This window comes from Methylorubrum salsuginis (assembly GCF_900114375.1).
Classification (GTDB): Bacteria; Pseudomonadota; Alphaproteobacteria; order Rhizobiales; family Beijerinckiaceae; genus Methylobacterium; species Methylobacterium salsuginis.
This window is the reverse complement of record NZ_FOSV01000001.1, coordinates 415,466-439,248: the sequence shown is the minus strand read 5'-3', so window position 1 is coordinate 439,248 and position 23,783 is coordinate 415,466. Positions and strand designations below refer to the sequence as shown.

Below are 23,783 nucleotides of genomic sequence, written 5' to 3'. Positions count from 1 at the left end.
CGCGAAACAGTCACAGCGCAGGCCTGCGCTGCGACATTCTGCGATCCCGTCCGACCGCCCTTTCGAACCTGAACGGGCCGTTCAGGTTCGCGGGTTTTCTGAACGAACCTGAACGGATTCGCGTTCCCCGATCGACTTTCGAGAGCCCGTCCCGCGTGGTTCGGCGCGACTCACCCCGCCCCGATCAGCCGGATCGCCGCCTCGCGCTCGAACAGGTAGAGCAGCACCCGCAGCGCCTTCCCGCGCTCGCTCCGGAGCCGCGGATCGCGCTCGACGATCAGCCGGGCGTCGTCGCGGGCGGCCTCCAAGAGGTCGCCGTCGCTTTCCAGCCGGGCGAGGCGGAAGGCCGCCATGCCGGACTGGCGGGTGCCGAGCACCTCGCCCTCGCCGCGCAGGCGCAGGTCCTCCTCGGCGATCCGGAACCCGTCCTCGCTCGCCCGCATCATCTCCAGCCGCGCCTTGGCGACCTGACCGAGCGGCCCGCGATAGAGCAGCAGGCAGGACGAGGCCTTGGAACCGCGCCCGACCCGGCCGCGGAGCTGGTGGAGCTGGGCGAGCCCGAAGCGCTCGGCATGCTCGATCACCATGATGGTGGCCTCGGGCACGTCCACGCCGACCTCGACCACGGTGGTCGAGACCAGAACGCGCGTGCGCCCGCTCGCGAAGGCCTCCATCGCGGCGTCCTTGTCCGGCCCCGGCATCTTGCCGTGGATCAGGCCGACGCCCTCCCCGAAATGCTGCTTGAGGTCCTCGAACCGCTCTTCAGCGGCCGCGAGGTCCACGAACTCGGATTCGGCCACCAGCGGGCAGATCCAGTAAACCCGGTCGCCCGCGGCCAGCGCGCGATGCAGCCCGTCCACCACGTCGCCGATGCGCTCGTTGGGGATCGTGATGGTCTTGATCGGCTGGCGCCCGGCGGGCTTCTCGTCGAGCACCGAGACGTCCATGTCGCCGAAGAAGGTGAGCGCCAGCGTGCGCGGGATCGGGGTGGCCGTCATCACCAGAATGTCCACCGCCTCGCCCTTGGCGCCGAGCGCGAGGCGCTGATGCACGCCGAAGCGATGCTGCTCGTCCACCACGGCGAGGCCGAGATCGCGGAACGCCACCGCCTCCTGGAACAGCGCGTGGGTGCCCACCACGATGTCGATGGTGCCGGCGGCCAGATCGGCGAGCGTCGCCCGGCGCTCGGCGGCCTTGTCGCGTCCGGTGAGCAGCCGCAGGCGCAAGCCCTCGGTGAGCGGCACGAGGCGCTCGTAATGCTGGCGGGCCAGGATTTCGGTCGGCGCCATCAAGGCGGCCTGCCGCCCGGCCTCGACGGCCGACGCCATGGCGAGCAAAGCCACCGCGGTCTTGCCCGAGCCGACATCGCCCTGGAGCAGGCGCAGCATGCGCCGGTCGGAGCCCATGTCGGCGCGGATCTCCGCGACCGCGCGACTCTGCGCGCCGGTGAGCCCGAAGGGTAGGGCGGCCTCGATGCGCGCCTTCAGATGCCCGTCGCCCGCGTTGACCCGGCCGGGCTTGCGCCGCTGGCGGGCGCGCAGCAGGGCCAGCGCGAGCTGCGAGGCGAGCAACTCGTCATAGGCGAGCCGGCGGCGGGCCGGGCTCGGCGGCGGGGCCTCGCCCTCGCGCGGCGGCGGGGGCGCCTCCTCCGGGCGGTGCTCGATGCGCAGAGCGTCGGCGAAGGCCGGGAAGCGGCTGCGGGCGAGATAGGCCGGATCCTGCCACTCGGGCAGGACGGGAAGCCGCTCCAGCGCGCCATGGACGATCTTCGAGATCACGCGCGAGGTCAGCCCCTCGGTCGCGCCGTAGATCGGCTCGACCGCGGGCAGGCTGGCCAACCCCGCCTCGTCGAGGATGCGGGTCGGGTGGACCATCTGCCGATAGCCGTCCCAGAGGTCGATCCGGCCCGAGACGTAGCGATGGCTCCCCAAGGGCAGCATCTTCTCGATGCGGCCCTTGGGCATGCCGAAGAACACGAGGCTGATGTCGCCGGTCCCGTCCTCGACCAGCACCCGGAAGGCGCGCTTGCCCAGACCCGGCGGGCGATGCGCCACAACGGTCACGCCCAGCGTCACCGGCTCGCCGGTCGGCGCATCGCGGATCGAGCCGCAGAGCGGCCGGGCAACGCCGCTTTGGGGCAGATGGAACAAGAGGTCGGCGACGCGGGCCGGGCGCTCCTCCGAGCCGAGGAGCTTCTCGATGAGCGGCGCGATCTTCGGCCCGACGCCCGGCAGGCCGTGGGCGGGGGCGAAGAGCGGATCGAGGATGCTCGGGCGTAAGGACGGGGCGTCGTCGGTCATCGGCGGGTCATGGGAGGATCGGGCGACCCTCACCGGGCGGCACGCTCCTTCAGGATGAAGGCAGCCCGCCAACGCACGGACGGGCTTTTGTCGTCGGCCAGCCGCTCGACCAAGGCATGCATCGGCTCCGCGAGGGTCGCACGATGCACCGCCAGCCCATCGGCTGCCACGCGCCGGACGGCGCCTGAACGGTCCTCGGCCCCCATCTCGATCAGCGCCTTAAGGTCCGACGTCGGGGCAAGCCGACGCTCCCCGATTACGCGAACACGGCGGGTGAGACCATAGCGCTTGTCGACCCATTCCCGCCGAGTGCCCTCCGGCCATGTGGCCCGCCCCTCGATCAAGAAACGCAGGGCCCAGGCGCGAACCGAGGGCAGGGCGGCGTGGCGGGCGAGATCCGGCAGGTCCGGATCAAGGCCGGGCCACTGACAGGCGCGTCGGAGCGTACCGCCCATCCGCCCGGTGCGGGCCGTGCGCAGATGCGCGACGAGCCACGCGCAGACGTCCGGTCGCGCCATGAGGCCTCCGATAATGGGCTGAGTGGCCGCCTGATCCTCCTGCCAACGCTGCCATGCGGGCATCCGGTGGAAGAGGGCGATCAGCGCATCGACGAGCACCTCCGCACCGGTTTGCGGGAAGACGCGGACCGCGCAGTCCCGCGCCGCCGCGCGCACGGGCCGCGCCCAGTCGTTGAGCCGGTAGACGAGAGTGGCGACCTCGAAGCTCGTCCGCACCGGTCCGTCGAGGGCCCGCAGCGCCGCCTCGCGCACGTAGCCATCGGGATGGAAGACGAACAGACGCTCCAGGCCCGGCGTGGCGCGGAGGCGGGCCAGGTCGGCCGCGCGGGACGTCCGAGGCGTGGTGGGGATCCGTCCCGATTCGTGATGTCCTCGCAGGATGCACTGCGCCACAGTCGCTTCCGCCACCGCGACGGCGTCGGAGGGCAGGGCGGTCAGGCCGGAGAGGACGGCGTCGAGTTCGGCCTGATGCAGGCTGCCCCTGGCCAGCCCGCTGCCCACCCGCACGAGGCGGAGGACGAGCGCCTCGGGCAGAGCAGGTCCGCCCGACTCCCGCTCGGCCTCACCGGTATCCACCTCGTTCTGCCTGGACGGCTCGGCCCAACATGCCTCGGAAGTGGCCTCGACCTCGACGCCGCGATGCCGGAGGCGCTCCAAGATGGCACGGATCGAAGCTGGCAGGCTCATCGGTCTCCTCCGCGATGGCCGTTCGGCCCGAGGTGGCGCAGCATGGCACACGATGTTTCTGCGGTGGAACACACCGCCTTGCCCGGTCGGCCCGGGACGTGACGGCTGGTCCTGCGCCGAGACCGTTTGCCCAAAGCCGTTTGCCCCTGAGCAAGCACGCCTCTACATGCCTGTCATCACCACGAGAGCCATCTCGGAGGGATTCGTCTCCATGTCCGGCACCACCCGCTCCAGCGCCGACCTCGACCCGCGCCGCCGCCGCACCCTGTTCCGGGCCTGGCACCGGGGCATCCGTGAGATGGACCTGATCATGGGCCGCTTCGCCGATGCCGAGATCGGCGACCTGTCGGAGGAGGAGCTGACGCAGTTCGAGGCGCTGATCGAGGTGCCCGACCGCGACCTGTTCCGCTGGCTCACCGGCGAGGACCCGACGCCGGAGAACTACGACACGCCGGTCTACCGCCGATTGAAGGCGTTCCATAAGCACGACGCGCCGATCCATAACTGAACATCGTCGTCGGAAGCCCACTTCATCAAGCGCCACGCCAAATCCCTCTCCCCCTCCCGATCTCGGGCTTGTCCGATATCGGCAAGCACTTGCCCAAGTCAGGCAAGCCTGACTTGGGTAGGGAGAGGGTGGCCCGCGAAGCGGGTCGGGTGAGGGGAGCGACGGTTCCGGAAGCGTCGCCCCCTCTCCCGCCTGCTCCGCAGGCACCCTCCCCCGCAGAGGGGGGAGGGTTCTTCACAGCCCGATTGCCAAAAGACCGATGGCCAAGCCCCAGCCCAAATCCCCGGCCAAACCCCAGGTCCCCGCGCCCAAGCCGCAGACCGCCCGGTTCGCGCTGCCGAAATCCGCGCCCCTGACCAAGGCGCTCGATGCATTGAAGCGCGGCGACAGCCCGACGCTGGCCTCCGTGCCCGACGGGTTCGACGCGCTCGTCGTCGCCGACCTCGCCCGCGCGTTGTCCGGCTCGTTCGAGGGCCCGGCGGTGCTGGTGCATGTCGCCCGCGATTCGGGGCGCTCCAACGCGTTCCAGACCGCGCTGAAATTCGTCGCCCCCGAGATCGAGGCGATGAGCTTCCCGGCCTGGGACTGCCAGCCCTACGACCGCGTCTCCCCCAACGGCGCCATCGCGGCGCAACGCATGACGGCGCTCTCGCGCCTCACCCGCTCGCGCTCGTCGGAGGAAAAACCCCGCATCCTCTGCACCACGGTCAACGCCCTGGTGCAGCGCGTGCCGCCCCGCGCCCGGGTGGCGGTGGAGACCTTCTCGGCCGCGATCGGCAACGTGGTGCCGATGGACAAGGTCGTGGCCTGGGTCGAGGCCAACGGCTTCCTGCGCACCGGCACCGTGCGGGACACCGGCGAATACGCCGTGCGCGGCGGCATTCTGGACCTCTCGCCGCCCGGCCTGCCGAACCCGATCCGCCTCGATTTTTTTGGAGACACCTTAGAAACCATTCGCGCGTTCGATCCCGAGACGCAGCGGACCGTGGGCTCACTCCGCTCCCTCGACCTCGTGCCGATGAGCGAGGTGCAGCTCACCACCGAGACGATCCGGCGCTTCCGCCAGGGCTATCTGACGAGCTTCGGCGCCGCGACCCGCGACGACCGGCTCTACGAGACCGTCAGCGAGGGCCGCCGCTATGCCGGCCTCGAACACTGGATGCCGCTGTTCTACGACCAGCTGGACACCGTCTTCGATTACCTCGGCGACGTGCCGCTGGTGTTCGACGCGCAGGTGGAAGAAGCGGCGACCGAGCGCCTCTCGCTGATCCAGGACTATTTCCTGGCCCGCGAGAGCGCGCTGAAGAACCCGCAATCGGGGGTCGCGCCCTACAAGCCGCTGCCGCCGCGTGCGCTCTACCTCACGCCGAACGAGTGGAAGGCCAAGGTCGAGGCCGCCGCGGTCGCGCGCCTGACGCCCTTCGCCCAGCCGGATTCCGACGAGCGGGCGATCATCGATTGCGGCGCGAAAGCCGGAAGAAGCTTCGCCCCCGAGCGGGCGGACGAGGCCGCCAGCGTGTTCGACGCCGCGGTGGCCCATATCCGCGACCTCCAAGAATCCGGGCATCACGTGATCCTGGGATCGTGGTCCGACGGCTCGCGCGACCGGCTCTGCGGCGTGCTCTCCGACCACGGCCTCAAGAAGCCGATGGAGATCAACACGCTGACGGCGGTGAATGCGCTCAAGCGCGGCACCGACGTGGCGGTGGCAGTCTGGGGGCTGGAATCCGGCTTCACCATCGACCGGCTCGCCGTCATCGCCGAGGGCGACATCCTGGGCGACCGGCTGGTGCGCCAGAAGCGCAAGTCCAAGCGGCCCCAGGACATCATCCTGGAAGTCCAGGCGCTCCAGCCCGGCGACCTCGTGGTCCATTCCGATCACGGCATCGGCCGCTTCGTCGGCCTCAAGACCGTGACGGCAGCGGGCGCCCCGCACGATTGCCTGGAACTGCAATATACCGGCGGCCTGCTGCTCTTGCCGGTCGAGAACATCGAACTCCTGACCCGCTACGGCTCGGAGGATTCGGAGGTGGCGCTGGACCGCCTCGGCGGCGGGGCGTGGCAGGCCCGCAAGGCCAAGATGAAGCGCCGCATCCTCGAGATGGCGGGCGAGCTCATCAAGGTCGCCGCCGCCCGCTTCGTGAAGCCCGCCCCCGCGCTCAAGGCGCCGGAGGGCCTCTACGAGGAATTCGCCGCCCGCTTCGCCTTTCAGGAGACCGAGGACCAGGCCAACGCCATCGACGCGGTGCTGGACGACCTCAATGCCGGCCGCCCGATGGACCGCCTCGTCTGCGGCGATGTCGGCTTCGGCAAGACCGAGGTGGCGCTCCGCGCGGCCTTCGCCGCCGCGATCTCCGGCAAGCAGGTCGCGGTGGTGGTGCCCACCACGCTGCTCGCGCGCCAACACTACCGCACCTTCGTCGAGCGCTTCAAAGGCCTGCCGATCAACATCGCCCAGCTCTCGCGCTTCGTCTCGGCGGGCGATCAGCGCCAGAACCGAGCGGGGCTCAGCGAGGGCAAGGTCGACATCGTGGTCGGCACCCACGCGCTCTTGGCCAAGAACGTCGCGTTCAAGGATCTCGGCCTCATCATCGTCGACGAGGAGCAGCATTTCGGCGTGGCCCACAAGGAGCGGCTGAAGGCGCTCCAGGCCGACGTGCACGTGCTGACGCTCTCGGCCACCCCGATCCCGCGCACGCTGCAGCTCGCCATGACGGGGGTGCGCGAACTCTCGATCATCGCCACGCCGCCGGTCGATCGCCTCGCGGTGCGCACCTTCGTCACCCCGTTCGATCCCCTGCTGATCCGCGAGGCCCTGCTGCGCGAGCGCTACCGCGGCGGCCAGTCGTTCTACGTCGTCCCGCGCATCGAGGATCTGGCGGAGGTCAAACGCTTCCTCGACACCGAGATGCCCGAGACCACGGTCGCGGTCGCCCACGGCCAGATGGCGGCGGGGCAGCTGGAGGACGTCATGACGGCCTTCTACGAGGGCAAGTACGATGTGCTGCTCTCGACCACGATCGTCGAATCCGGCCTCGACATCCCGACCGCCAACACGCTCATCGTCCACCGCGCCGACATGTTCGGTCTGGCCGCGCTCTATCAGCTGCGCGGCCGCGTCGGTCGCTCCAAGGCGCGGGCCTACGCCCTGTTCACGACGCCGGCCAACCGGCAGCTCACCGCCCAGGCCGAGCAGCGTCTCAAGGTCCTGCAGAGCCTCGACACGCTCGGCGCCGGCTTCCAGCTCGCCTCCCACGACCTCGACATCCGCGGCGCCGGCAACCTTCTGGGCGATGCCCAGTCCGGCCACATCAAGGAAGTGGGCTACGAACTCTACCAGCAGATGCTGGAGGACGCCGTCACCGCGCTCAAGGCCGGCATCACCGAGCCGGAAGCGGAAGCGTGGTCGCCCACCATCGCGCTCGGTGCCCCCGTCACCATCCCCGAGGACTATGTCGAGGACCTGACGGTGCGGCTCGGCCTCTACCGCCGCCTCTCGACCCTCGAGAACGACGCCGAGATGGAGAGCTTCGGGGCCGAACTGATCGACCGCTTCGGCCCGCTGCCGCCGGAGGTGGAGCAGCTCCTCAAGATCGTGACGATCAAGATCCTGTGCCGCGACGCCAACGTCGAGAAGGTGGAAGCCGGCCCGAAGGGCGTCGTCGTCCACTTCCGCGACAAATCCTTCGCCAACCCGCAGGGGCTCGCCGCCATGGTGGTGGAGCAGGGCTCCTTCGCCAAGGTCCGCCCCGACATGAGCGTGGTCTTCATCCGCGAACTCGACACCATCCCCGAGCGCCTGAAGGTGACGACGCAGATCATGCGCGGACTGGTGACGATCGCGGGCCGGGGGAAGAAGAAGGCGGCGTGAGGCGGCTCGTCCGACATCGCCGGATCGAGTCGCTGACGCTCGCGATGACGGCGGCGGGCCGCTCGCCCTCGCCACGCACCGAAACGGCGCGAGGCCGGCCCTCCAAACGACCGCCAACAATGACAAAAAGATAAGATCGCGAACGGCGCATCTCGCTCGACGATTCTTCTCAAAAATCAGCCAATAAAAATCGCGCCTTGCTAAATTCTCGTTTGAGGCGCATGGTTCTCACCATCGATACGAGGCCGGATTCTCTGGGCCGTGACGCCTCCGCAGGGCGGTTCTCTTTTTCCTTCGTCATCGGTGATCTGTATGGGCCCGGCGCCACGAGGCGCAGGGGCTCACTGCCTACATCCTGCGGAGACAAGGACCTTCCATGCAGACCGGTACCGTCAAGTGGTTCAACGATCAGAAGGGCTTCGGCTTCATCCAGCCGGAGGACGGCTCGAAGGACGTGTTCGTGCACATCTCCGCCGTCGAGCGCGCCGGCCTGCGCGGGCTCGCCGAGGGCCAGAAGGTCTCCTTCGTGATGGAGACCGATCGCCGCTCCGGCAAGCAGTCGGCCGGCCAGCTTCAGGTCGCCTGATCCGCGTTTCCCGCTGATGTCGAAGCCGCTCCGCCCGGGGCGGCTTCACGCGTTTTCGCCGGGTCTCATCCCGAGTCCGGCCCGTTCAAGGAATCTACGTGAGCTTCGCCAAGCAGAACTCGTTCGACGACCGCCGCCAGAATTCGGCCTCCGCCCGTGAGGCGATGCTGAACCGCTTCCGCGCCCGCCCCGCCGGCGATGATCCGGCCGTGCTGGCCCGTCAGGCCGAGCGCCGCGCCATCGCCGCCGCCCGCGAGGAGCGCGCCCAGGAGCGCGAACTGCAACGGCGCCTGGAGGCCGAGCGGCTGGAGGCCCTCGCCGCCGCCGAGCGCGCGGCGGAAGAGGCCCGCAAGGCCGCCGAGATCGAGGCCGCCGCCGAGCGCGCCCGCCTCGCCCAGGCCAAGCAGAAGGAAGAGCGCGACGCGCGCTACGCCGCCCGCAAAGCCAAGATCAAGCTGCGGCGCTGAACGCGCCCGCTTCGCGGGTCGGTTGCCGACCCGCGGACTCCTTCCGCGCCCAGAGCATCGGCCCGAAAGGTGCGGAGCGGCTTTCGGGACGATGCGGCACAAGGATCGAGAGCATCGCCCTGGATCCGATGTCCAAGAGGATGCTCTGAAGCCGGAGAATCCGATGTCCCACAAGTTCAAGATCGGCCAGCGCGTCCGCCGCAACCGGACGCACCAGACCGACGAGCGCCTCGGCTTCGGCGAGGTCGGCGAGATCGTCCGGCTGATGCCCGACGACCCGACCGGCGAGCCGTCCTACCGCATGCGCTCCGGCACGGCCGAGCGGGCGGTGCGCGAGAGCGAGATCAGCCCCGCGCCCTGACGCACCGGCTTTCTCCGACGCGCCGTCGGCCGTTCCGGGCCGACGCCGCGACGAAGATGTCCCTATGACAAAAAAGGCGGGCCCTCGGCCCGCCCGTCACCGTCCCGTTACGGGACGCGCCTACAAGTCCGGCTCGTTGAGCACGTAAGGCCCGATCCGGCTCTTGAGATCGACCGGCGCGCCGGGGCGGGGCCCCGCATCGTCCATGTCGATCACCGGGATGCCGCCGGCGCGCATCTGCTCGCGCAGGCGCGCGGCCAGCGCGGCGATCTCGGGACTGGCGCCGCGGGAGAGCTGGAACAGGATCGCGGCCGGGCGGGCGATCACCGCCAACACGTCGTCGGCGGCTTCGATCGAAGCGGTGACGCTCGCATAACCGAGCCCCGCGAGGTCGGCAGCGAGAGAGCGGTCGATGGCCCGATGGCCATCATCGACGACGAGCACTTGTTGCAGCGCACCCATAAGCTTCAGCGTTATCCCATGTCGCACCTCGTGTGAAGAGGCACCGACGATAACCCGCACGGTCACGATTGGTTCGCCGACCATGCAGACGCAGGGACCGTAGAAGGGCCGGGATGAAGTGGGCGTGAACTGCGCCGCAGCATCCGGCCTCGGGGGGGCCATCCCGTCGCGAGGCGACGACAAGTCGTTGTTTTCGTTTGATTTCCAGCGTTAGCGGCTCGGCCTTTCCCCCGGCGCCGGGGCGGGTGAAAGGCCCTCGTCACGCGGACGCAAAAAAAGTCGTGTCCGGTGGCCCGGCCTCGACGCGCAGGGCCGCCACGTCCACGCCGGTGGCAAGGCCCGCGAACAGGATCGCGGCGTAGGGGGTCTCGAGCCACTCGCCCGTGGTTGCGCTGCGGGGCACGCCCCGTTGCAGCGCCGCGGCACTGCACGCCTGGCCGCGGAACGTGATTCGCGCATCCGCGCCGTGCCGCATCTCCATCAGGCCCGCGGGCAGGGCAAGCCGCTCGGGCCGGCCGAGAACCTGCGAGAGGTCGCCAGCCGCGCCGCGCCGGCCCGAGAGCAGGGCGGTCTCGTCGAAGGCAAGGGTGTCGATCACCGTCTCGAGGCGCAGGGCCTGGGGACCGCCCGGCGCCCGGCTGCGGCTCGGCAGGCGCGCGGGCGCCCGGTGGACGAAGGTGGCCGAGCGCAGCGCCGGCGGCAGGTCGCGGCCGGCGAGGTTGTTCTCGAGAAAGGCCGGGGCGACGAGATGGGTCGGGCCGGGACGCCGCAAGGCGTTCGCGAAGGCGGCGCCGTCGAACAGCGGCAGCACCTCCAGCGTGGCCCCGGCCACGATGGCGGCGGCGAGCCCGGTGGCGAGGCCGCGCAGATCGTGCGGGCCGAGCAGGCTGAGGATGCGCTCGCCCGGCGCGACGCGGGCGGCCACCAGATGGGCGGCGGCGGCGGCGATCAGCGCCTCGCCGCTGCGGAAGACGGGGCGATCCGGGTCGCCGCCTGCGAAGGTGACGAGGCCGGCAGGCGCGGGCGGGCGCTCAGGGGCGGGCCCGGCCGGGCCGTCGAGGACGAAGCGGTCGAGGTTGATCACCCCGTCGGGCACGTCGGGGCCGAAAGCGGCGAGGTAACGCAGCCCGAAGTAGCGCATCGCCACGGTGCAGAGCCGCTCGGCCGGCGCGGCGCCGCCGAGGCGCGCCTGGGTCAGCACCGCGGAAAGGCCCACGCCCTGGGCGGCCGTGAGCAGGCGCTCCTCGTCCCAGGAGACCGGCAGCATCACGGCGACGTGGCCCGCGGCCTCGACCGCGAGGATGGCCAGAACGCTCTCGGCCGAGCCCGGCAGGCACAGGCCGATGCGGCTGCCCGCCGGAAGGCGCCAGCCGCGCAGGCCCCGGGCGAGGCGCTCGACGATCTCGGCGGCGGCCGCGTAGGTCCAGGTGATGGCGGGCCGTCCGCTCCAGGCCGGCTTGTCGGCGGGATCGATCACCGCGATCCGGTCGGGATGGTGCCGGGCCGTGGCCGCCAGCAGGCTGCCGAGCCCGATCCGGCGAAGCGGCACGCTCGGCGCGGCCGACGCGACGGCCTCCCCGGACACTGGTTCCTGCGTGATCGCCCGATGCGCCGACACCGCGCTACCCCTCGATTCCCGCTCGATGTGGGGCCTTCATGGTTAAGCAACCCTTAATCGATCGACGCAAGGCGTCGCCGCGCAGGGCGGGCGCCTCCAATAATACCCATCGGCGATGATCCTGCCTCATCGCCGATCGCCCCCGCGACGGCGGGGCGGCGGGCGTCCGCCGGACCCACGGAACAGGACCATCGGTCCTGTTCCGTGCCGCTTGGTAAAAGCCGGGTCGATCCTGTCGCGCCGTGCCGCGACTGTGAGGTCGGGCGGGATTGTCAACCGTGTCCGAGCGCGGCACCAATGAGCTGGCGCGGTTCACGCCCTTGTTTCGGCATCGTCTTTTTCCGAAGGCCGGCGGTCTCCCTTCGGAACGATGCTCCAGCGGCGGAAAGGGTCCGATGCTCGACGGTCTGCGGCGACTCTGGGAGGTGGAAAACCTCTCGCCCCACGGCATCTGCCTGCTGTGGCGGCCGGAGCTGATCTGGACGCACATCGTCACCGACCTGCTGATCGCGCTCGCCTATTTCTCGATTCCGGTGGCGCTCGCCACCTTCGTCTCCCGCCGCCGCGACGTGGTGTTCGGCTGGGTGTTCTGGTCGTTCGCGGTGTTCATCACCGCCTGCGGCGCCACGCACCTGATGGCGATCTGGACGCTCTACGTGCCGGATTACGGGCTGGAGGCGATGGTCAAGATCGTCACCGCCGCGGCCTCGATCGGCACCTCGCTGGCCCTGTGGTACCTGATGCCCCGGGCGCTGAGCCTGCCTTCGCCGACGCAGCTGCGCCGGGCCAACGAGGAATTGCGCGCCCGCATTACCGAGCGCGACCAAGCGCTCGCCGCCTTGAAACAGGCCAACGAGGAGCGCCAGCGCACCGAGGCGCTGCTGCGCCAGTCGCAGAAGATGGAAGCCGTGGGCCAACTCACCGGCGGCGTGGCGCACGACTTCAACAACCTGCTCAACGTGGTGCTGCTCAACCTCGACCGGGTCGAGCGCCACCTGCCCGCCGACAGCCCGCTGCTGAAGCCGCTGCGCGACGCCATGCGCGGCTCGGAGCGGGCGGCCTCCGTCACCCACAAGCTGCTGGCGTTTGCCCGCAAGCACCCGCTCTCGCCGGTGAGCACCGACGTGAACGCGCTGATCGGCTCCTTCGCCGAACTCCTGCGCGGGACCATCGGCGCCAAGATCCGGCTGGAGACCGATCTGGCGCCGGGGCTGCCGCCGCTGCGCATCGATCCGAACCAGCTCGAGAACGCCCTTCTCAACCTCACGGTCAACGCCCGCGACGCGATGCCGGACGGCGGCACGCTGACGATCCGCACCGGCCCGACCCAGGACGGCGAGGGCGTCTGCGTCGAGGTGGCCGATACCGGCACCGGCATGCCGCCGGAGGTGGAGGCACGGGCCTTCGAGCCGTTCTTCACGACGAAGCCGCTGGGCCAGGGCACGGGGCTCGGCTTGAGCCAGGTGTTCGGCTTCGCCCAGCAATCGGGTGGGGCGGCGGCGATCGTGTCGGGACACGAGCGGGGCACCACGATACGCCTGTCCTTCCCCGCCGCACCGCCCCGGCCCGCCCCCGCCCCCGACAAGGCCGCGGCGCCGGGCTTCGGCTTCGCGCCGGGCCTCGCGGCGGCGGGGTAGAGCATCGTCCCGAAAGGGGGGAACCGGCTTTCGGAAAACGACGAGGCGGTCCAAGAACGGAGAGCATCGGCTCAGAAGAGCGGACGAAGACGGAAAGGCCGGGGGGAGACGGAAAAGAATGTCCGACAAGCGGACCGTGCTCGTCGTCGAGGACGAGGAGATGCTGCTCAGCGCGGTCTCGATGGAGTTCGAGGATGCTGGCTACGACGTGCTCTGCGCCGCCACGGCGGAGGAGGCCTACGACCTCCTGCGGGGGCGGGCCAAAGTCGATCTCCTGTTCACCGACATCCGCCTGCCGGGCCAGCTCGACGGCTGGGACCTCGCCGAGCGCGCCCGCGCGCTCCAGCCCGCCCTGCCGGTGATCTACGTGACCGGCTACAGCGCCGAGGAGCCGCGGCAGGTGGCCGAGAGCGTGCTGGTGATGAAGCCCTACCGCATGGCCGCGATCATCGATGTCGCCCGCCGGCTCGGGGTGGGGTGAGGCCGGGCGCGCTCAATCCAGGCACAGGTCGAAGAAGAGCCGGCGGATGCGCTCCTTCTCGGCGAAGCCTTCCGCCCGCGGGTTCATCAATTCCGGTCCCTCGGGCACCCGGCCGAAGAAGCGGCTGCCGACCTCGACCACGAAGCCGCGCTCGCCGATATAGAGCCCGTCCCGGTTCTTCACGTTGACCGCGCCGCAGATCCACGCGCCTCGCCCGGTCCCTGCCGCCCACCGCAGGGTCGTCACCTTCGGATCGAGCGGCGCGAAGCGCTCGGCGACCAGCGCGAGGACGAGGGCCGCGTTCTCCTTGCCGATGGCGGCGTCCGACCCGTCCTCCACGATCTGGGCGTGTGCCGACGGGGCGAGGGCGAGGGCGGCCGACAGAGCGAGGAGCGTGCGGGGCATGAAGCGGTCGGAGGATCCGGAAGTCAGGGGCGGTCATCCTACGGACGCGGCACCGAACCGCCGAGGGCCGGCGGCCGACCTTCGATAAAACTAAGAGCGCATTCCGACGAAGTGGATGCCGGTTCGTCGAAAGTATGCGCGTCAAAACAAAGATTTAGAGCCGTGCGTACGTTTCCGTTTGATCGAGCACGGCACTAAGCGTCTTTCGGCTGCCGTCCCCGACCTCCCTCAGGAGGCGGCGCTCCAGTCCAGCACCTGCGTCGCCGGAACGGCGCGATCCTCCTCCCCCGGCGCCGCCTCGTAGCCGACGGCCCGGAATGTTCCCCTGGCGGGATCGGCCTCGACGGCCAGCCGCGTCATCGCGTTGAGGATCGGCGGCTTCACCCATTCGAACGGCGCGCCGGCCCGGCCCGCCCAGCTCTCGATCATCGCGGCGCGCTCGGCGCTGTCCTGCCCCTCCTCCGAGGCGCGGCCGCCGCGCCGACGCCCGGAAACGTCCCGTAGCGCCAGACATTGGCGGCGCTCGCCACGCCTTCCTGCGTTGCGAAGGCCTCGATGTCCCGCTCGATGACGCAGGTCTCCGCCGGCCGCAGACCGACGAGGGTGAAGATCGCGGGCGCGGCGATGGGAGTGCGTTCGAGGAGCGCCCGTGCCTCGGCATGGTCGCGCGCCGTCTCGAAGACGTGGCGCAGCAGGTGCAGGGCCGGCATCCGCCCGCTCGACCGCCAAGCGACGAAGGCGGCAAGCGCCGCATCCAGGGTCGCGCTGTCGCCGGGCACGCGTCGCCGGACGGGCGGTTGGTTGATCGCGGCGGCGAAGCGGCCGGGGGCCATGCCGGTCAGGAGGCCCACGGCACCGGGCCAGGACAGATGTGCGTACGCGCCGCCGGGGCCCTTCTGCCGCCACAGCTCGACGCCGCGCCCGAGACCGTGGAAGGGCCAGTCCAAGGTGCGTAGGAGCCAGGCCGAGCCGCCGTCCGGCGCCGGGGCGGCGAGCGCGGTGCAGCCCCATTCGTAGCTGGTGTTCAGGAGAGGCACGCCGCCGATGCCCGTGCCGGCCGCGATGCGCTCAAGTTCGTCGGCATAGGGCGTGCCCGAGGCCCGCAGCCATCGAAGCGCCAGGGCGTCTGCCCCCGAGAGCGCGAGGCGCGCGGCCGGCGTCAGCGGGCCGATGCAGGCCTGTGCGAGACCCCGCACCCGTTCCTGCCGCGCGAGGGCGTGCCGGGCCGGATCGGATTCACGCAGATCGAAGACCGGGATCGGATCGAGCCGCGGGGCAGGCGCCTCCGGCTCGCCATGCGAGAGCCAAGCCTGATGCGCCGCCGAACCGGCGGTCGCCGCCGCCAGGGCTGCCGTGCCGAACACCACGGTCCTGCGCGTCGTCGCCATCGTGCCCCCCGAGACCGCCGATCATCACCCCGAGAGCGCAGCGCGGGTCTGCCGATTCGACTGTTGCGAGCCTACGCGCTCCGGCGAGACCTCGGCAGGCCTCCAGATCAGGCCAGCGGCCGCCGCGCGGTGTGGCGAACCCCGAGAACGACGATCTCATCGCCCATCACGCAATAGGTGATGGCGTAAGGATAGGGCGACACCACCATACGAAGGATGCCGGGCCGAGCCGTGCGGTGTCCGGTATAGGGATGTTGCAGGAGCACGTTCAGCACGTAGGACAGACGCTCCTACACACGGCGCGCACCCTGCGGATTATGCTGCGCGATGTAGGTCAGCACACGATCGAGCTGACGCGCGGCCGGGGTGGTGAGACGCAGCCTCACAGGCCATGCTTCGCCCAGATGGCGCGGACCTCGTCGTCGGTGGCGAAGTCGCCACGGCGCGCGGCGGCTTCGGACTCGTCCAGTTCCGCCTCCTCTTCGGGGGTGAACGCGTAGACGGGCTGCTGATCATCGCCGGCCAGGGCCAGCACGACGCGCGCGATCTCGTCCTGCATCTCCGGAGAGAGAGCCCGCGCCGTCGTGAACGCCTTGTCCAGAAGCTCCGTCATGGCGCCATGATACACGGCTGGCGCGCGGGACAAAGGCTCCTCAGCCCTCCCGCGCCTTCTCCCGCAGCACGAATTTCTGGACCTTCCCCGTCGAGGTTTTGGGCAGCTCCCCGAACACGACGTGGCGCGGCAGCTTGTAGGGCGCGAGCCGCTCGCGGCACCACGCGATCAGGTCTTCGGGGGAGACCTCCTGCCCCTCCTTCAGCTCGACGAAGGCGCACGGGGTCTCGCCCCATTTGTCGTCGGGCTTGGCCACCACGGCGGCGGCGGCCACCGCCGGGTGCTTGAACAGGGCGTCCTCGACCTCGATCGAGGAGATGTTCTCGCCGCCCGAAATGATGATGTCCTTCGAGCGATCTTTGAGCTGGATGTAGCCGTCGGGGTGCTTCACCCCGAGGTCGCCGGAGCGGAACCAGCCGCCCTTGAAGGCCTCGTTCGTCGATTTCGGGTTCTTCAGATAGCCGCGCATCACCACGTTGCCGCGGAACATCACCTCGCCGATGGTCTGCCCATCGGCCGGCAGCGAGTCCATGCTCTCGGGGTCGCGCACGTCGAGCCCCTCCAGCACGGGATAGCGCACGCCCTGGCGGGCCTTCTTCTTCGCCCGCTGGTCGGAGGGCAGATCGCTCCATTCCTCGTGCCACGCGTTCACCACCGCCGGGCCGTAGGTCTCGGTCAGCCCGTAGAGATGGGTGACGTCGAAGCCCGCCTCCCCCATGGCGGCGAGCACCGCCTCGGGCGGGGGGGCGGCGGCGGTGAGGAAGTGGACCCGTTGGGGGAGGGGCCGCTTCTGGTCCTCGGGGGCGTTGAGCAGCGTCGACATCACGATCGGCGCGCCCGACAGATGCGTCACGCCGTGCTCGGCGAGTGCGGCGTACATCGCGGGCGCCCGCACTTGGCGAAGGCAGACATGGGTGCCGGCCACCACCGAGAGCGACCACGGAAAGCACCAGCCGTTGCAGTGGAACATCGGCAGGGTCCAGAGATAGACCGCGTGCTGGCCCATCCCCGCTGTGATGACGTTGCCGAGCGCCAGGAGGGCCGCGCCGCGGTGGTGGTAGACCACGCCCTTCGGGTCGCCCGTGGTGCCCGAGGTGTAGTTGAGCGAGATGGCGTCCCATTCGTCCGCGGGCATCGCCCAATCGTGCTCGGGATCGCCCGAGGCCAGGAATGTTTCATAATCCGTCTCGCCGAGCGCCGTGCCCTCGCCGGTGAATTCGGGGTCGTCGTAGTCGATGACGAACGGCGTCACGCCCGCTTTTTCCAGCGCGCCGCGGGCGAGCTTCGAAAACTCGCGATCGACGATGAAAACCTTGGCCTCGCCGTGGTCGAGGCAGAAGCCGATGGCCTCGGCGTCGAGGCGGGTGTTGAGGGTGTTGAGCACCGCCCCCGTCATCGGCACCCCGTAGTGGCACTCGATCATCGCGGGCGTGTTGGCGAGCAGCACCGCCACGGTGTCGCCCCGGCCGATGCCGCGGGCCTTCAACGCCGAGGCGAGGCGGCGGGTGCGCTCGTAAAGCTCGGAATAAGGGCGACGCAGGCTGCCGTGAACGACGGCGACCCGATCCGGAAAGGTCCGGGCGGCGCGGTCGAGATAGGTCAGCGGCGTCAGCGGCTGGTAATTGGCCGGGTTCTTGTCGAGGTCCCGATCATAGATTGTTTTTTGGATCGTCTCGCGCGCCACGGCGTCGCCTCCCTGTTGGGGGCGAATTTAGCCGAGCGTCATCATGGATCAACGACGGAAAAGGCCCCACGGGGGTCGGACCCGGGAGCCTTTTCGCGGTTCGTCGTGGATTTGCTGGGGGGAGCGCGGTGGGCCGCCCGGGCGGCCTACCGGATCAGCGCTCGCGGCCGCTCAGGAGCTTTTCGAGAGCGGCGAGCCCGCTGCGCTCGGCTGCCTCTTCCGTGGTCTGGACCCGGTCGGCGCGCTGGAACAGCTTGCCGTTTCGGCGGATCGCCCAGGTGAAGTGCCCGGCCGGGCGCTCGCAAGCTTCGATTTCGAGGGTGTAGGGATTTGCGCTGTTGTTTGCCATGAGCCGAATATAGGGGCGCCCCTCCGCTCCGGCTACCCGCCCGGCGCATGTTTGCCTTGCCCTGGCGCGGACACTCATGTGCGGGAGCGCACGAGACCCTGGGAAGAGCCGGGGGAATTTGACAATCCCGGCGGGATCACCGACACGGCGCCGGGCCGGGCCGGGGCCATCCGTCGGCCTCGACGAAGGTCAGCCCCTTAAAGCCGCCGATGCCCGTCCTCTCCCGCCCGTTCCCGACGGCGCGCGTCATCGCCGGCCCGCTGGCGCGCCTGCTGCGGGCGGCGGACGGCCTGCTCGCCTTTGGCGCGGCGAGCCACGGGCGTGCCTGCGCGCTGCTGCTGCTCCTCGGCCTCGCCTGCTTCCTGCCCGGCCTCGCCTCGCTCCAGCCGATGGACCGGGACGAGCCGCGCTTCGCCCAGGCCTCCAAGCAGATGCTGGAGACGGGCGATCTCGTCGATATCCGCTTCCAGGCGGAAGCCCGCCACAAGAAGCCGGTCGGCATCTACTGGGCCCAGGCCGCCACCGTCGCGGCGGCCGAGGCGCTCGGCGTCCCGCAGGCGCGCACCGCGATCGGCCTCTACCGCATTCCCTCGCTGATCGGGGCGCTGGCCGCGATCCTGCTGACCTACTGGGCCGCGCTCGCCCTCCTGCCCCGGCGCGGGGCTCTGCTCGCCGCGGCGCTCTTCGGCGCCTGCCTGATGCTCTCGGCCGAGGCGCGGCTCGCCAAGACCGATGCGCTGCTGACCGCCTGCGCGGTCGCGAGCTTCGGGGCGCTCGCCCGCGCCTGGCTCGGACGCGCCCGGCTGGAGCGGCGGCGCGGGCCGGCGAGCCTGGGGACGGCCGTGATCTTCTGGCTCGGCATGGCGCTCGGCATCCTGATCAAGGGGCCGATGGTGCCGCTGTTTGCCGGCCTCGCCGCCCTCGTCCTGTCGCTGCGCGAGGGCTCGGCCCGCTGGCTGCTCGATCTGCGCCCCCGCCTCGGCCTCGCGCTCGTCCTCGCGGTGGTGGCGCCGTGGTTCGCGGCCATCGCCTGGAAGAGCGGCGGCGCCTTCTTCGGCGAGGCCGTGGGCAAGGACATGCTCGGCAAGGTCGGCGGTGCGGCCGAGAAGCATTGGGGGCCGCCGGGCGCCTACGCGCTCGCCTTCTTCGCCACCTTCTGGCCGGGCGCGGCCTTCGCGGCTTTGGCCATCCCCTTCGCCTGGGCGAGGCGGGGCGAGGAAGCGGTGGCTTTGCTGCTCGCCTGGATCGTGCCGATGTGGCTGATCTTCGAGGCGCTGCCGACCAAGCTCCCGCATTACGTCCTGCCCCTGATGCCGGCCGTCGCCATCCTGACCGTGCTGGCGCTCCATCGCGGCGCCCTCGATCCGCGCCGACCCGGCGCCGCCTGGGTCGCCGGCCTCGTCGTGCTGATCCCGGTGGGGCTGACGCTGGGCCTGAGTGCCGCCGCATGGCGCCTCGACGGCGTGCTGCCGCTCGTCGCCCTGCCGTTCCTTCTCGCCGCCTGCGCGCTCGCCGCGATGGCGCTCGCCGCCTTCCGCCGCGGCGCGGGGGAGGGGGCGCTGGTGCTCGCCATCCTCGCGTCACTCATCGTCTCGCCCGCGGTGTTCGGCCTGACCCAGCCGGTGCTCCAGAGCCTCAAGCTCGCCCCGCGGCTCGCCGCCTTGCGCGATAGCCTGCCCTGCGAAGGCGTCCGCACCGGAACGTTGGGCCTGCGCGAGCCGAGCCTCGTCTTCACCCTTGGAACCGATCTCGCCATGCTCAACGCGGCCGAGGACGCGCGCGACTTCCTGAACGCCGGCGGCTGCCGCCTCGTTCTGGTCGAGGACCGCTTCGCCGAGGCCTTCGCCGCCACCGGCGCACAAAAGACTCCGGCCGGGCGCGTCACCGGCTTCAACATCAACGGCGGCAAGCCGGTCGGGGTCTCCGCCTGGGCCGTTATGCCGGGCGCGACCCCATGAGCGAATCCACCCCCCTCCGCCTCTCGGTCGTCGTGCCGGTGAAGAACGAGGCCGGCAACATCGCGACGCTGGTCGCCGAGATCGGCAAGGCCTGCGCCGATTTGAGCCCGTTCGAGGTTCTCTACGTCGATGACGGCTCGACCGACGGGACGCAGGCCGCCCTGGTGCTGGCGCAGCAGACCCATCCCTGGCTGCGCATCGTCCGCCACGACCGCAGCGGCGGCCAGAGCGCGGCGGTGCGCAGCGGCGTGCTGCGCGCCCGCGCGCCCGTGATCGCGACGCTCGACGGCGACGGCCAGAACGATCCGGCCTTCATCCCGGCGCTGTACGGCGCCCTCATGGAGGGCGGCGACCGCGTCGGCCTCGCCCAGGGGCAGCGCGTCGGCCGCAAGGGGCGCTGGAAGCGGTTCCAGTCCAAGGTCGCCAACGGCGTGCGCGGAAAGATCCTGAAGGACGCCACCCGCGACACCGGCTGCGGCCTCAAGCTGTTTCGCCGGGAGGTCTATCTCAGCCTGCCGTATTTCGATGCGCTGCACCGCTTCATGCCGGCGCTCGTCACCCGCGAGGGGTTTGGCGTCGTCCACCGCGACGTGATCGACCGGCCGCGCTTCACCGGCCGCTCGAAATACGGGATGTTCGACCGGCTCTGGGTCGGCCTGCTCGACATGGCCGGCGTGTGGTGGCTGATCCGGCGGCGGCGCCCGGCCCCGTTGGCGACGGAAGACGCGCACGGAGGCTGAGCCATGCTGATCCAGCTCGCCGAGGATCTCCCGGCCTATTTCTACGACGTGTTCGTCACCCGCTTCGATTTCTGGCTGGTGTTCGGCGTCGGCGCGCAGCTCGTGTTCGGCTCGCGCTTCATCCTGCAATGGTGGGCGAGCGAGCGGGCGGGCAAGAGCGTGATGCCGCTCTCGTTCTGGTTCCTGTCGATCGTCGGCGGGATCATGACGCTGGTCTACGGCTTCGTCCGGCGCGAGCCCGTCATCATCATCGGCCAGGGCCTCTCGACGGTGATCTACGTGCGCAACCTCGTCCTGATCTTTCGCGAGCGACGACGCGCCAAAGCCGCCAGGATCGGGGCCGAGGCCTGAGCGGCATGTTCCCGACCCTCTCCGGGGCGGGCGACCCCGATTCCATCGCCCACATCATCCAAGTGGCCCTCGCCCCCGCCTTCCTGCTCTCGGGCCTCGCCACTCTCCTCAACGTGTTCTCGACCCGGCTCGGGCGCGTGGCCGACAAGGTCGACAAGCTGCGCGCCGACCTGATCGGCGCCGGCCCCGACGAGGCCGCGGCGCTGACCCGCCGCCTCGCCTATCTCCGCCGCCGCTCGCTGCTCCTCGACCTCGCCGTGGTGCTGGCGAGCCTCGGCGGCGTGCTGACCGGGCTCGCGGTGCTGACCCTGTTCGTGGGGGCGCTGCGCGAGGGCCCGGCGGCCTCGGTGCTGTTCGTGTGTTTCGGGCTGGCGTTGGGGTGCACGATCGGGGCGATTCTGGCGTTTTTGGTGGAAATTTTGTTGGCGGGGCGGGGGGTGCGAATTGCGGCGGGGTCGAGAGGGCAGCAAGCAAGATGAGGGTTGAATTTATTGATGCGCAGGTTACATTCAAAATTTATATTACAATGAAGCGAAAATTACAAGCATATATTCGCATTGACATATCATAATTATAATTTACTTTGGTGTTTCAAACACGCTTTTAGGCTTTAAGTCAAATTTTGAATTTCCCTCCAAAATCTGAACAAAAGCTTCGTTACGGTTGTCCGCCCGATCAATAAGTCGATCAAATGCTATGACTTCTATCATATAGTTCAATGTCTTGTAATATCGATAGGCCATTCGGCCGCCATAATTTGTGATAATGAAATCTTCCAACTCTAAATAACTTTGCAAGCTATCATTCCAATCAGCCAGAACATAGCCTCTTACCATCGTATCAGGCGCTATAGTTATATCCCTCGCACCTGATGTTTTGATAACACCTTTCCGTCTGATTTCAGAAATTTGACTTTTTAACTGTCCAACGGGATCATCTGTGGAGCTCTCGTCAGCTACAGAATATCCAGCCTTTTGCGGCCGCTTCATTTCCACTATCATTAACTCCCTTTCATTATTTATAAGAATATCGTGCGCAAACTGCCCCTTGCCTCTACGCTTTCCCTCCAGAGTTCGGTCACTGGAAATATATTGCGCATAAGCAAGATCGTCATCAAGAAGCCAAAGATTGTGAGAGCTATAATCTATCTCCTCGCTATCCTTATACCGTGGATAGATGAGCTGATGCACCTTATCTTCAGTCGCTAATCCGTCCTCATTTTTATTTAGCAATTCCCTAAATATGCGAATAACGTGATTTCTATACGCAACATAAACGGCCAAAGCCTCTTTTGCGTCTTCCGGAATCTGCGTCTTTACAATTTGTACAAGCTGCTCGACGCTGGCGTTTTGAGATATTTTTGTAAAATCAAATTTCTGACGAAATCTTTCAACGAACAAATCCTGTGCTAATTGTTCGCGAGTTTCAGTAATCGACCGCCCTTCCACAAACTCGGCAGCAGATTTATTGCCTAGTCCACGACGCAAAAGAGGGTCAATAGCTACAAGATGCTCCACCTCTGCGGTCATTTTAGCCTTTCGTTCTAATGTATATGTGCTTTCTAATTCTAAAATATGCCCCTTCGCGAGGCCAACCAATTGGTCTCTGATGGATTTCTTTTTATTATCGCCTTCAATTTTTGTGTGCAAATTTACAATTCGATCGCGAGATTGAGAAGCTACAAAGAACTCGCTCGAAACCGCCACAAGATAAAAATATCGCCACATACCATCATCGCGCAACTTCGAAAAAGACTTATCATTTAGGCCTGAGGATATGTTCTCCAAATCGCTAGCAGCTCTATTATTTGAATAAAAATAAAGGCGGTGTTTTTTCATCTTTAAATCACCCACCTGAAAATAATCAAATTTAAATTCTCTGCATATCCCGCCCACCTCTATAAATTCAGTTTTAGATCCCGCTACAAACAGCGATCTGAAAAAATACTCATGAACATTAATGCGCATTCCTTGAATTATTACAAAAAAATTCTTTGGGACCTTCTTTTGAACAAACTCAACCAGAAAATGGTCAACAAGAGATGCCGATATAATTTCTCTAGCGTCCTTTTCTAAATAAACCTCGCTTCCGAAATCAAACAGGCACTTTGCTTCTACATGCGGTTCACGCATCACTGCGGTCAGTCCAGCGTCAAAACGATGTGCACCGACTCCTTCGTCCGATGATATCTCGATAAGATTATCATCATCCGCGAATGGCTCATACTTATATGAACCAGCGGACGAGACACCGTCTGAGCTAATCTGCCTGCAAGAATACAGCACTTCTTTGAATACCTTAAATGCGATAAATCTCCCAAATCCCTTGCCGCCACGCTCATATTTGTTGCCAGTAAGAGGAGTCAGAAATGCTCCGAGGTTCTTTTCGTCAAACCCAACCCCGTTGTCCGCGATTAAAACAGACGAAGCATCACTATCAAACTCTATTTCTATGCGACCTTGCTCCTCGACACTTTCCCCCCAACGCTCTTCTAATGAGTGAATTGAATTTGATACTGCCTCATAGAGAGGAAAAAGAAACCCTTGCAAGCCGTCAGGCAATACAGCTCGCTTTACTTCGGACGCAAGGTCGATTGATTTGTGCCTCACGCATACCTCGATGAATGGAAAACTACCGCTAGTTGATAAGATGCCTGCGTTTCCCTCGAAGCGCAATGGCTTTCTATAGTGCCCCAAGCTTGCCCAGACTCGCAAGTCGGTAGATTATTGGCCACAGTAATACAATCCATATCATGATTTTTGATGCAAAAATATTTAAGACGCCCGATTGTTTCCTTAG

General features: G+C 67.6%; 23 protein-coding genes. 11 read left to right on the top strand and 12 right to left on the bottom strand.

The genetic code is table 11. From position 1 onward, the window contains the following. Positions 1-170: 170 nt before the first annotated feature. Both recG and BM140_RS02015 read right to left on the bottom strand, forming a co-directional pair. Complete coding sequence (gene recG, locus BM140_RS02020) at positions 171-2,300, bottom strand: ATP-dependent DNA helicase RecG (RefSeq protein WP_091941409.1); 2,130 nt, start codon at positions 2,298-2,300, stop codon at positions 171-173. Between the two features lie 29 nt (positions 2,301-2,329). Next, complete coding sequence (locus BM140_RS02015; protein WP_091941407.1) at positions 2,330-3,505, bottom strand: hypothetical protein; 1,176 nt, start codon at positions 3,503-3,505, stop codon at positions 2,330-2,332. 211 nt (positions 3,506-3,716) lie between these two features. Between BM140_RS02015 and BM140_RS02010 the strand changes: the two genes are divergently transcribed. The 5 genes from BM140_RS02010 (at position 3,717) to BM140_RS01985 (ending at position 9,298) form a co-directional block, all read left to right on the top strand. Beyond that, complete coding sequence (locus BM140_RS02010; protein WP_091941405.1) at positions 3,717-4,013, top strand: FAD assembly factor SdhE; 297 nt, start codon at positions 3,717-3,719, stop codon at positions 4,011-4,013. Between the two features lie 259 nt (positions 4,014-4,272). Beyond that, complete coding sequence (gene mfd / locus BM140_RS02000; RefSeq protein WP_091941401.1) at positions 4,273-7,884, top strand: transcription-repair coupling factor; 3,612 nt, start codon at positions 4,273-4,275, stop codon at positions 7,882-7,884. Positions 7,885-8,260: 376 nt separating this feature from the next. After that, entirely contained in the window at positions 8,261-8,470 is a 210-nt protein-coding gene (locus BM140_RS01995) for a cold-shock protein (protein WP_056237482.1), read from the top strand. Positions 8,471-8,568: 98 nt separating this feature from the next. Further along, positions 8,569-8,937 (top strand): DUF6481 family protein, encoded by a 369-nt coding sequence (locus BM140_RS01990; protein ID WP_091941399.1) that lies wholly within the window; start codon positions 8,569-8,571, stop codon positions 8,935-8,937. A 163-nt stretch (positions 8,938-9,100) separates the two neighbouring features. After that, a complete protein-coding gene (locus BM140_RS01985) occupies positions 9,101-9,298 on the top strand; it encodes a hypothetical protein (RefSeq protein ID WP_091941397.1) in 198 nt (65 codons plus the stop codon). A 120-nt stretch (positions 9,299-9,418) separates the two neighbouring features. On the opposite strand, the gene BM140_RS01980 is transcribed toward BM140_RS01985, so the two are convergent. Next, the gene (locus tag BM140_RS01980) at positions 9,419-9,760 is read right to left on the bottom strand and encodes a hypothetical protein (RefSeq protein WP_091941395.1); all 342 of its coding nucleotides are present in this window, start codon (positions 9,758-9,760) and stop codon (positions 9,419-9,421) included. 259 nt (positions 9,761-10,019) lie between these two features. After that, a complete protein-coding gene (locus BM140_RS01975) occupies positions 10,020-11,378 on the bottom strand; it encodes a class I adenylate-forming enzyme family protein (RefSeq protein ID WP_425287033.1) in 1,359 nt (452 codons plus the stop codon). 395 nt (positions 11,379-11,773) lie between these two features. Between BM140_RS01975 and BM140_RS01970 the strand changes: the two genes are divergently transcribed. Next, entirely contained in the window at positions 11,774-13,015 is a 1,242-nt protein-coding gene (locus tag BM140_RS01970; protein ID WP_091941391.1) for a sensor histidine kinase, read from the top strand. Between the two features lie 118 nt (positions 13,016-13,133). Beyond that, positions 13,134-13,496 (top strand): response regulator, encoded by a 363-nt coding sequence (locus BM140_RS01965; RefSeq protein WP_091941388.1) that lies wholly within the window; start codon positions 13,134-13,136, stop codon positions 13,494-13,496. A 12-nt stretch (positions 13,497-13,508) separates the two neighbouring features. On the opposite strand, the gene BM140_RS01960 is transcribed toward BM140_RS01965, so the two are convergent. From BM140_RS01960 to BM140_RS01930, 7 genes are all read right to left on the bottom strand, one after another. Then, positions 13,509-13,901, bottom strand: a complete 393-nt coding sequence (locus BM140_RS01960) for a hypothetical protein (RefSeq protein ID WP_091941386.1) — start codon at positions 13,899-13,901, stop codon at positions 13,509-13,511. A gap of 228 nt (positions 13,902-14,129) precedes the next feature. After that, positions 14,130-14,330, bottom strand: a complete 201-nt coding sequence (locus BM140_RS01955) for a hypothetical protein (protein ID WP_091941384.1) — start codon at positions 14,328-14,330, stop codon at positions 14,130-14,132. After that, entirely contained in the window at positions 14,327-15,289 is a 963-nt protein-coding gene (locus BM140_RS01950; RefSeq protein WP_091941382.1) for an Ntn hydrolase family protein, read from the bottom strand. The genes BM140_RS01955 and BM140_RS01950 overlap by 4 nt, the downstream gene beginning before the upstream one ends. 107 nt (positions 15,290-15,396) lie before the next feature. Further along, entirely contained in the window at positions 15,397-15,564 is a 168-nt protein-coding gene (locus tag BM140_RS26175; protein WP_244535248.1) for a hypothetical protein, read from the bottom strand. A gap of 107 nt (positions 15,565-15,671) precedes the next feature. After that, positions 15,672-15,902 carry a hypothetical protein gene (locus BM140_RS01940; protein ID WP_091941380.1) on the bottom strand — a complete coding sequence of 77 codons (231 nt, stop codon included), beginning with the start codon at positions 15,900-15,902 and terminating at the stop codon, positions 15,672-15,674. Between the two features lie 40 nt (positions 15,903-15,942). Then, positions 15,943-17,586, bottom strand: a complete 1,644-nt coding sequence (locus BM140_RS01935) for an acyl-CoA synthetase (protein WP_244535247.1) — start codon at positions 17,584-17,586, stop codon at positions 15,943-15,945. A gap of 154 nt (positions 17,587-17,740) precedes the next feature. Next, positions 17,741-17,935, bottom strand: coding sequence for a hypothetical protein (locus tag BM140_RS01930; protein WP_003599068.1), 195 nt, complete (start codon positions 17,933-17,935; stop codon positions 17,741-17,743). 209 nt (positions 17,936-18,144) lie between these two features. Here BM140_RS01930 and BM140_RS01925 point away from each other — a divergent pair, with 209 nt between their 5' ends. The 4 genes from BM140_RS01925 to BM140_RS01910 are packed head-to-tail and all read left to right on the top strand — an operon-like array spanning position 18,145 to position 21,463. Then, entirely contained in the window at positions 18,145-19,893 is a 1,749-nt protein-coding gene (locus tag BM140_RS01925) for an ArnT family glycosyltransferase (protein WP_091941378.1), read from the top strand. Further along, entirely contained in the window at positions 19,890-20,633 is a 744-nt protein-coding gene (locus BM140_RS01920; protein WP_091941376.1) for a glycosyltransferase family 2 protein, read from the top strand. Before BM140_RS01925 ends, BM140_RS01920 begins: the two co-directional genes overlap by 4 nt. A gap of 3 nt (positions 20,634-20,636) precedes the next feature. Next, the gene (locus BM140_RS01915) at positions 20,637-20,984 is read left to right on the top strand and encodes a lipid-A-disaccharide synthase N-terminal domain-containing protein (RefSeq protein ID WP_091941374.1); all 348 of its coding nucleotides are present in this window, start codon (positions 20,637-20,639) and stop codon (positions 20,982-20,984) included. Between the two features lie 5 nt (positions 20,985-20,989). After that, positions 20,990-21,463 carry a DUF2721 domain-containing protein gene (locus BM140_RS01910; protein WP_091941372.1) on the top strand — a complete coding sequence of 158 codons (474 nt, stop codon included), beginning with the start codon at positions 20,990-20,992 and terminating at the stop codon, positions 21,461-21,463. A gap of 99 nt (positions 21,464-21,562) precedes the next feature. Here BM140_RS01910 and BM140_RS01905 read toward each other — a convergent pair whose 3' ends face one another. Then, the gene (locus BM140_RS01905) at positions 21,563-23,593 is read right to left on the bottom strand and encodes an ATP-binding protein (protein ID WP_244535246.1); all 2,031 of its coding nucleotides are present in this window, start codon (positions 23,591-23,593) and stop codon (positions 21,563-21,565) included. Positions 23,594-23,783 lie beyond the last annotated feature (190 nt).

Excerpts from the sequence above, each read along its gene's own strand:
- BM140_RS01985 (WP_091941397.1), top strand. The coding sequence starts at position 9,101 with ATGTCCCACAAGTTCAAGATCGGCCAGCGCGTCCGCCGCAACCGGACG.
- BM140_RS01920 (WP_091941376.1), top strand. The coding sequence starts at position 19,890 with ATGAGCGAATCCACCCCCCTCCGCCTCTCGGTCGTCGTGCCGGTGAAG.
- BM140_RS02010 (WP_091941405.1), top strand. The coding sequence starts at position 3,717 with ATGTCCGGCACCACCCGCTCCAGCGCCGACCTCGACCCGCGCCGCCGC.
- recG (WP_091941409.1), bottom strand. The coding sequence starts at position 2,300 with ATGACCGACGACGCCCCGTCCTTACGCCCGAGCATCCTCGATCCGCTC.
- BM140_RS01910 (WP_091941372.1), top strand. The coding sequence starts at position 20,990 with ATGTTCCCGACCCTCTCCGGGGCGGGCGACCCCGATTCCATCGCCCAC.
- BM140_RS01930 (WP_003599068.1), bottom strand. The coding sequence starts at position 17,935 with ATGGCAAACAACAGCGCAAATCCCTACACCCTCGAAATCGAAGCTTGC.
- BM140_RS01960 (WP_091941386.1), bottom strand. The coding sequence starts at position 13,901 with ATGCCCCGCACGCTCCTCGCTCTGTCGGCCGCCCTCGCCCTCGCCCCG.
- BM140_RS01955 (WP_091941384.1), bottom strand. The coding sequence starts at position 14,330 with ATGATCGAGAGCTGGGCGGGCCGGGCCGGCGCGCCGTTCGAATGGGTG.
- mfd (WP_091941401.1), top strand. The coding sequence starts at position 4,273 with ATGGCCAAGCCCCAGCCCAAATCCCCGGCCAAACCCCAGGTCCCCGCG.
- BM140_RS02015 (WP_091941407.1), bottom strand. The coding sequence starts at position 3,505 with ATGAGCCTGCCAGCTTCGATCCGTGCCATCTTGGAGCGCCTCCGGCAT.
- BM140_RS01965 (WP_091941388.1), top strand. The coding sequence starts at position 13,134 with ATGTCCGACAAGCGGACCGTGCTCGTCGTCGAGGACGAGGAGATGCTG.
- BM140_RS01980 (WP_091941395.1), bottom strand. The coding sequence starts at position 9,760 with ATGGGTGCGCTGCAACAAGTGCTCGTCGTCGATGATGGCCATCGGGCC.
- BM140_RS01915 (WP_091941374.1), top strand. The coding sequence starts at position 20,637 with ATGCTGATCCAGCTCGCCGAGGATCTCCCGGCCTATTTCTACGACGTG.
- BM140_RS01970 (WP_091941391.1), top strand. The coding sequence starts at position 11,774 with ATGCTCGACGGTCTGCGGCGACTCTGGGAGGTGGAAAACCTCTCGCCC.
- BM140_RS01995 (WP_056237482.1), top strand. The coding sequence starts at position 8,261 with ATGCAGACCGGTACCGTCAAGTGGTTCAACGATCAGAAGGGCTTCGGC.
- BM140_RS01950 (WP_091941382.1), bottom strand. The coding sequence starts at position 15,289 with ATGGCGACGACGCGCAGGACCGTGGTGTTCGGCACGGCAGCCCTGGCG.
- BM140_RS01925 (WP_091941378.1), top strand. The coding sequence starts at position 18,145 with ATGCCCGTCCTCTCCCGCCCGTTCCCGACGGCGCGCGTCATCGCCGGC.
- BM140_RS01940 (WP_091941380.1), bottom strand. The coding sequence starts at position 15,902 with ATGACGGAGCTTCTGGACAAGGCGTTCACGACGGCGCGGGCTCTCTCT.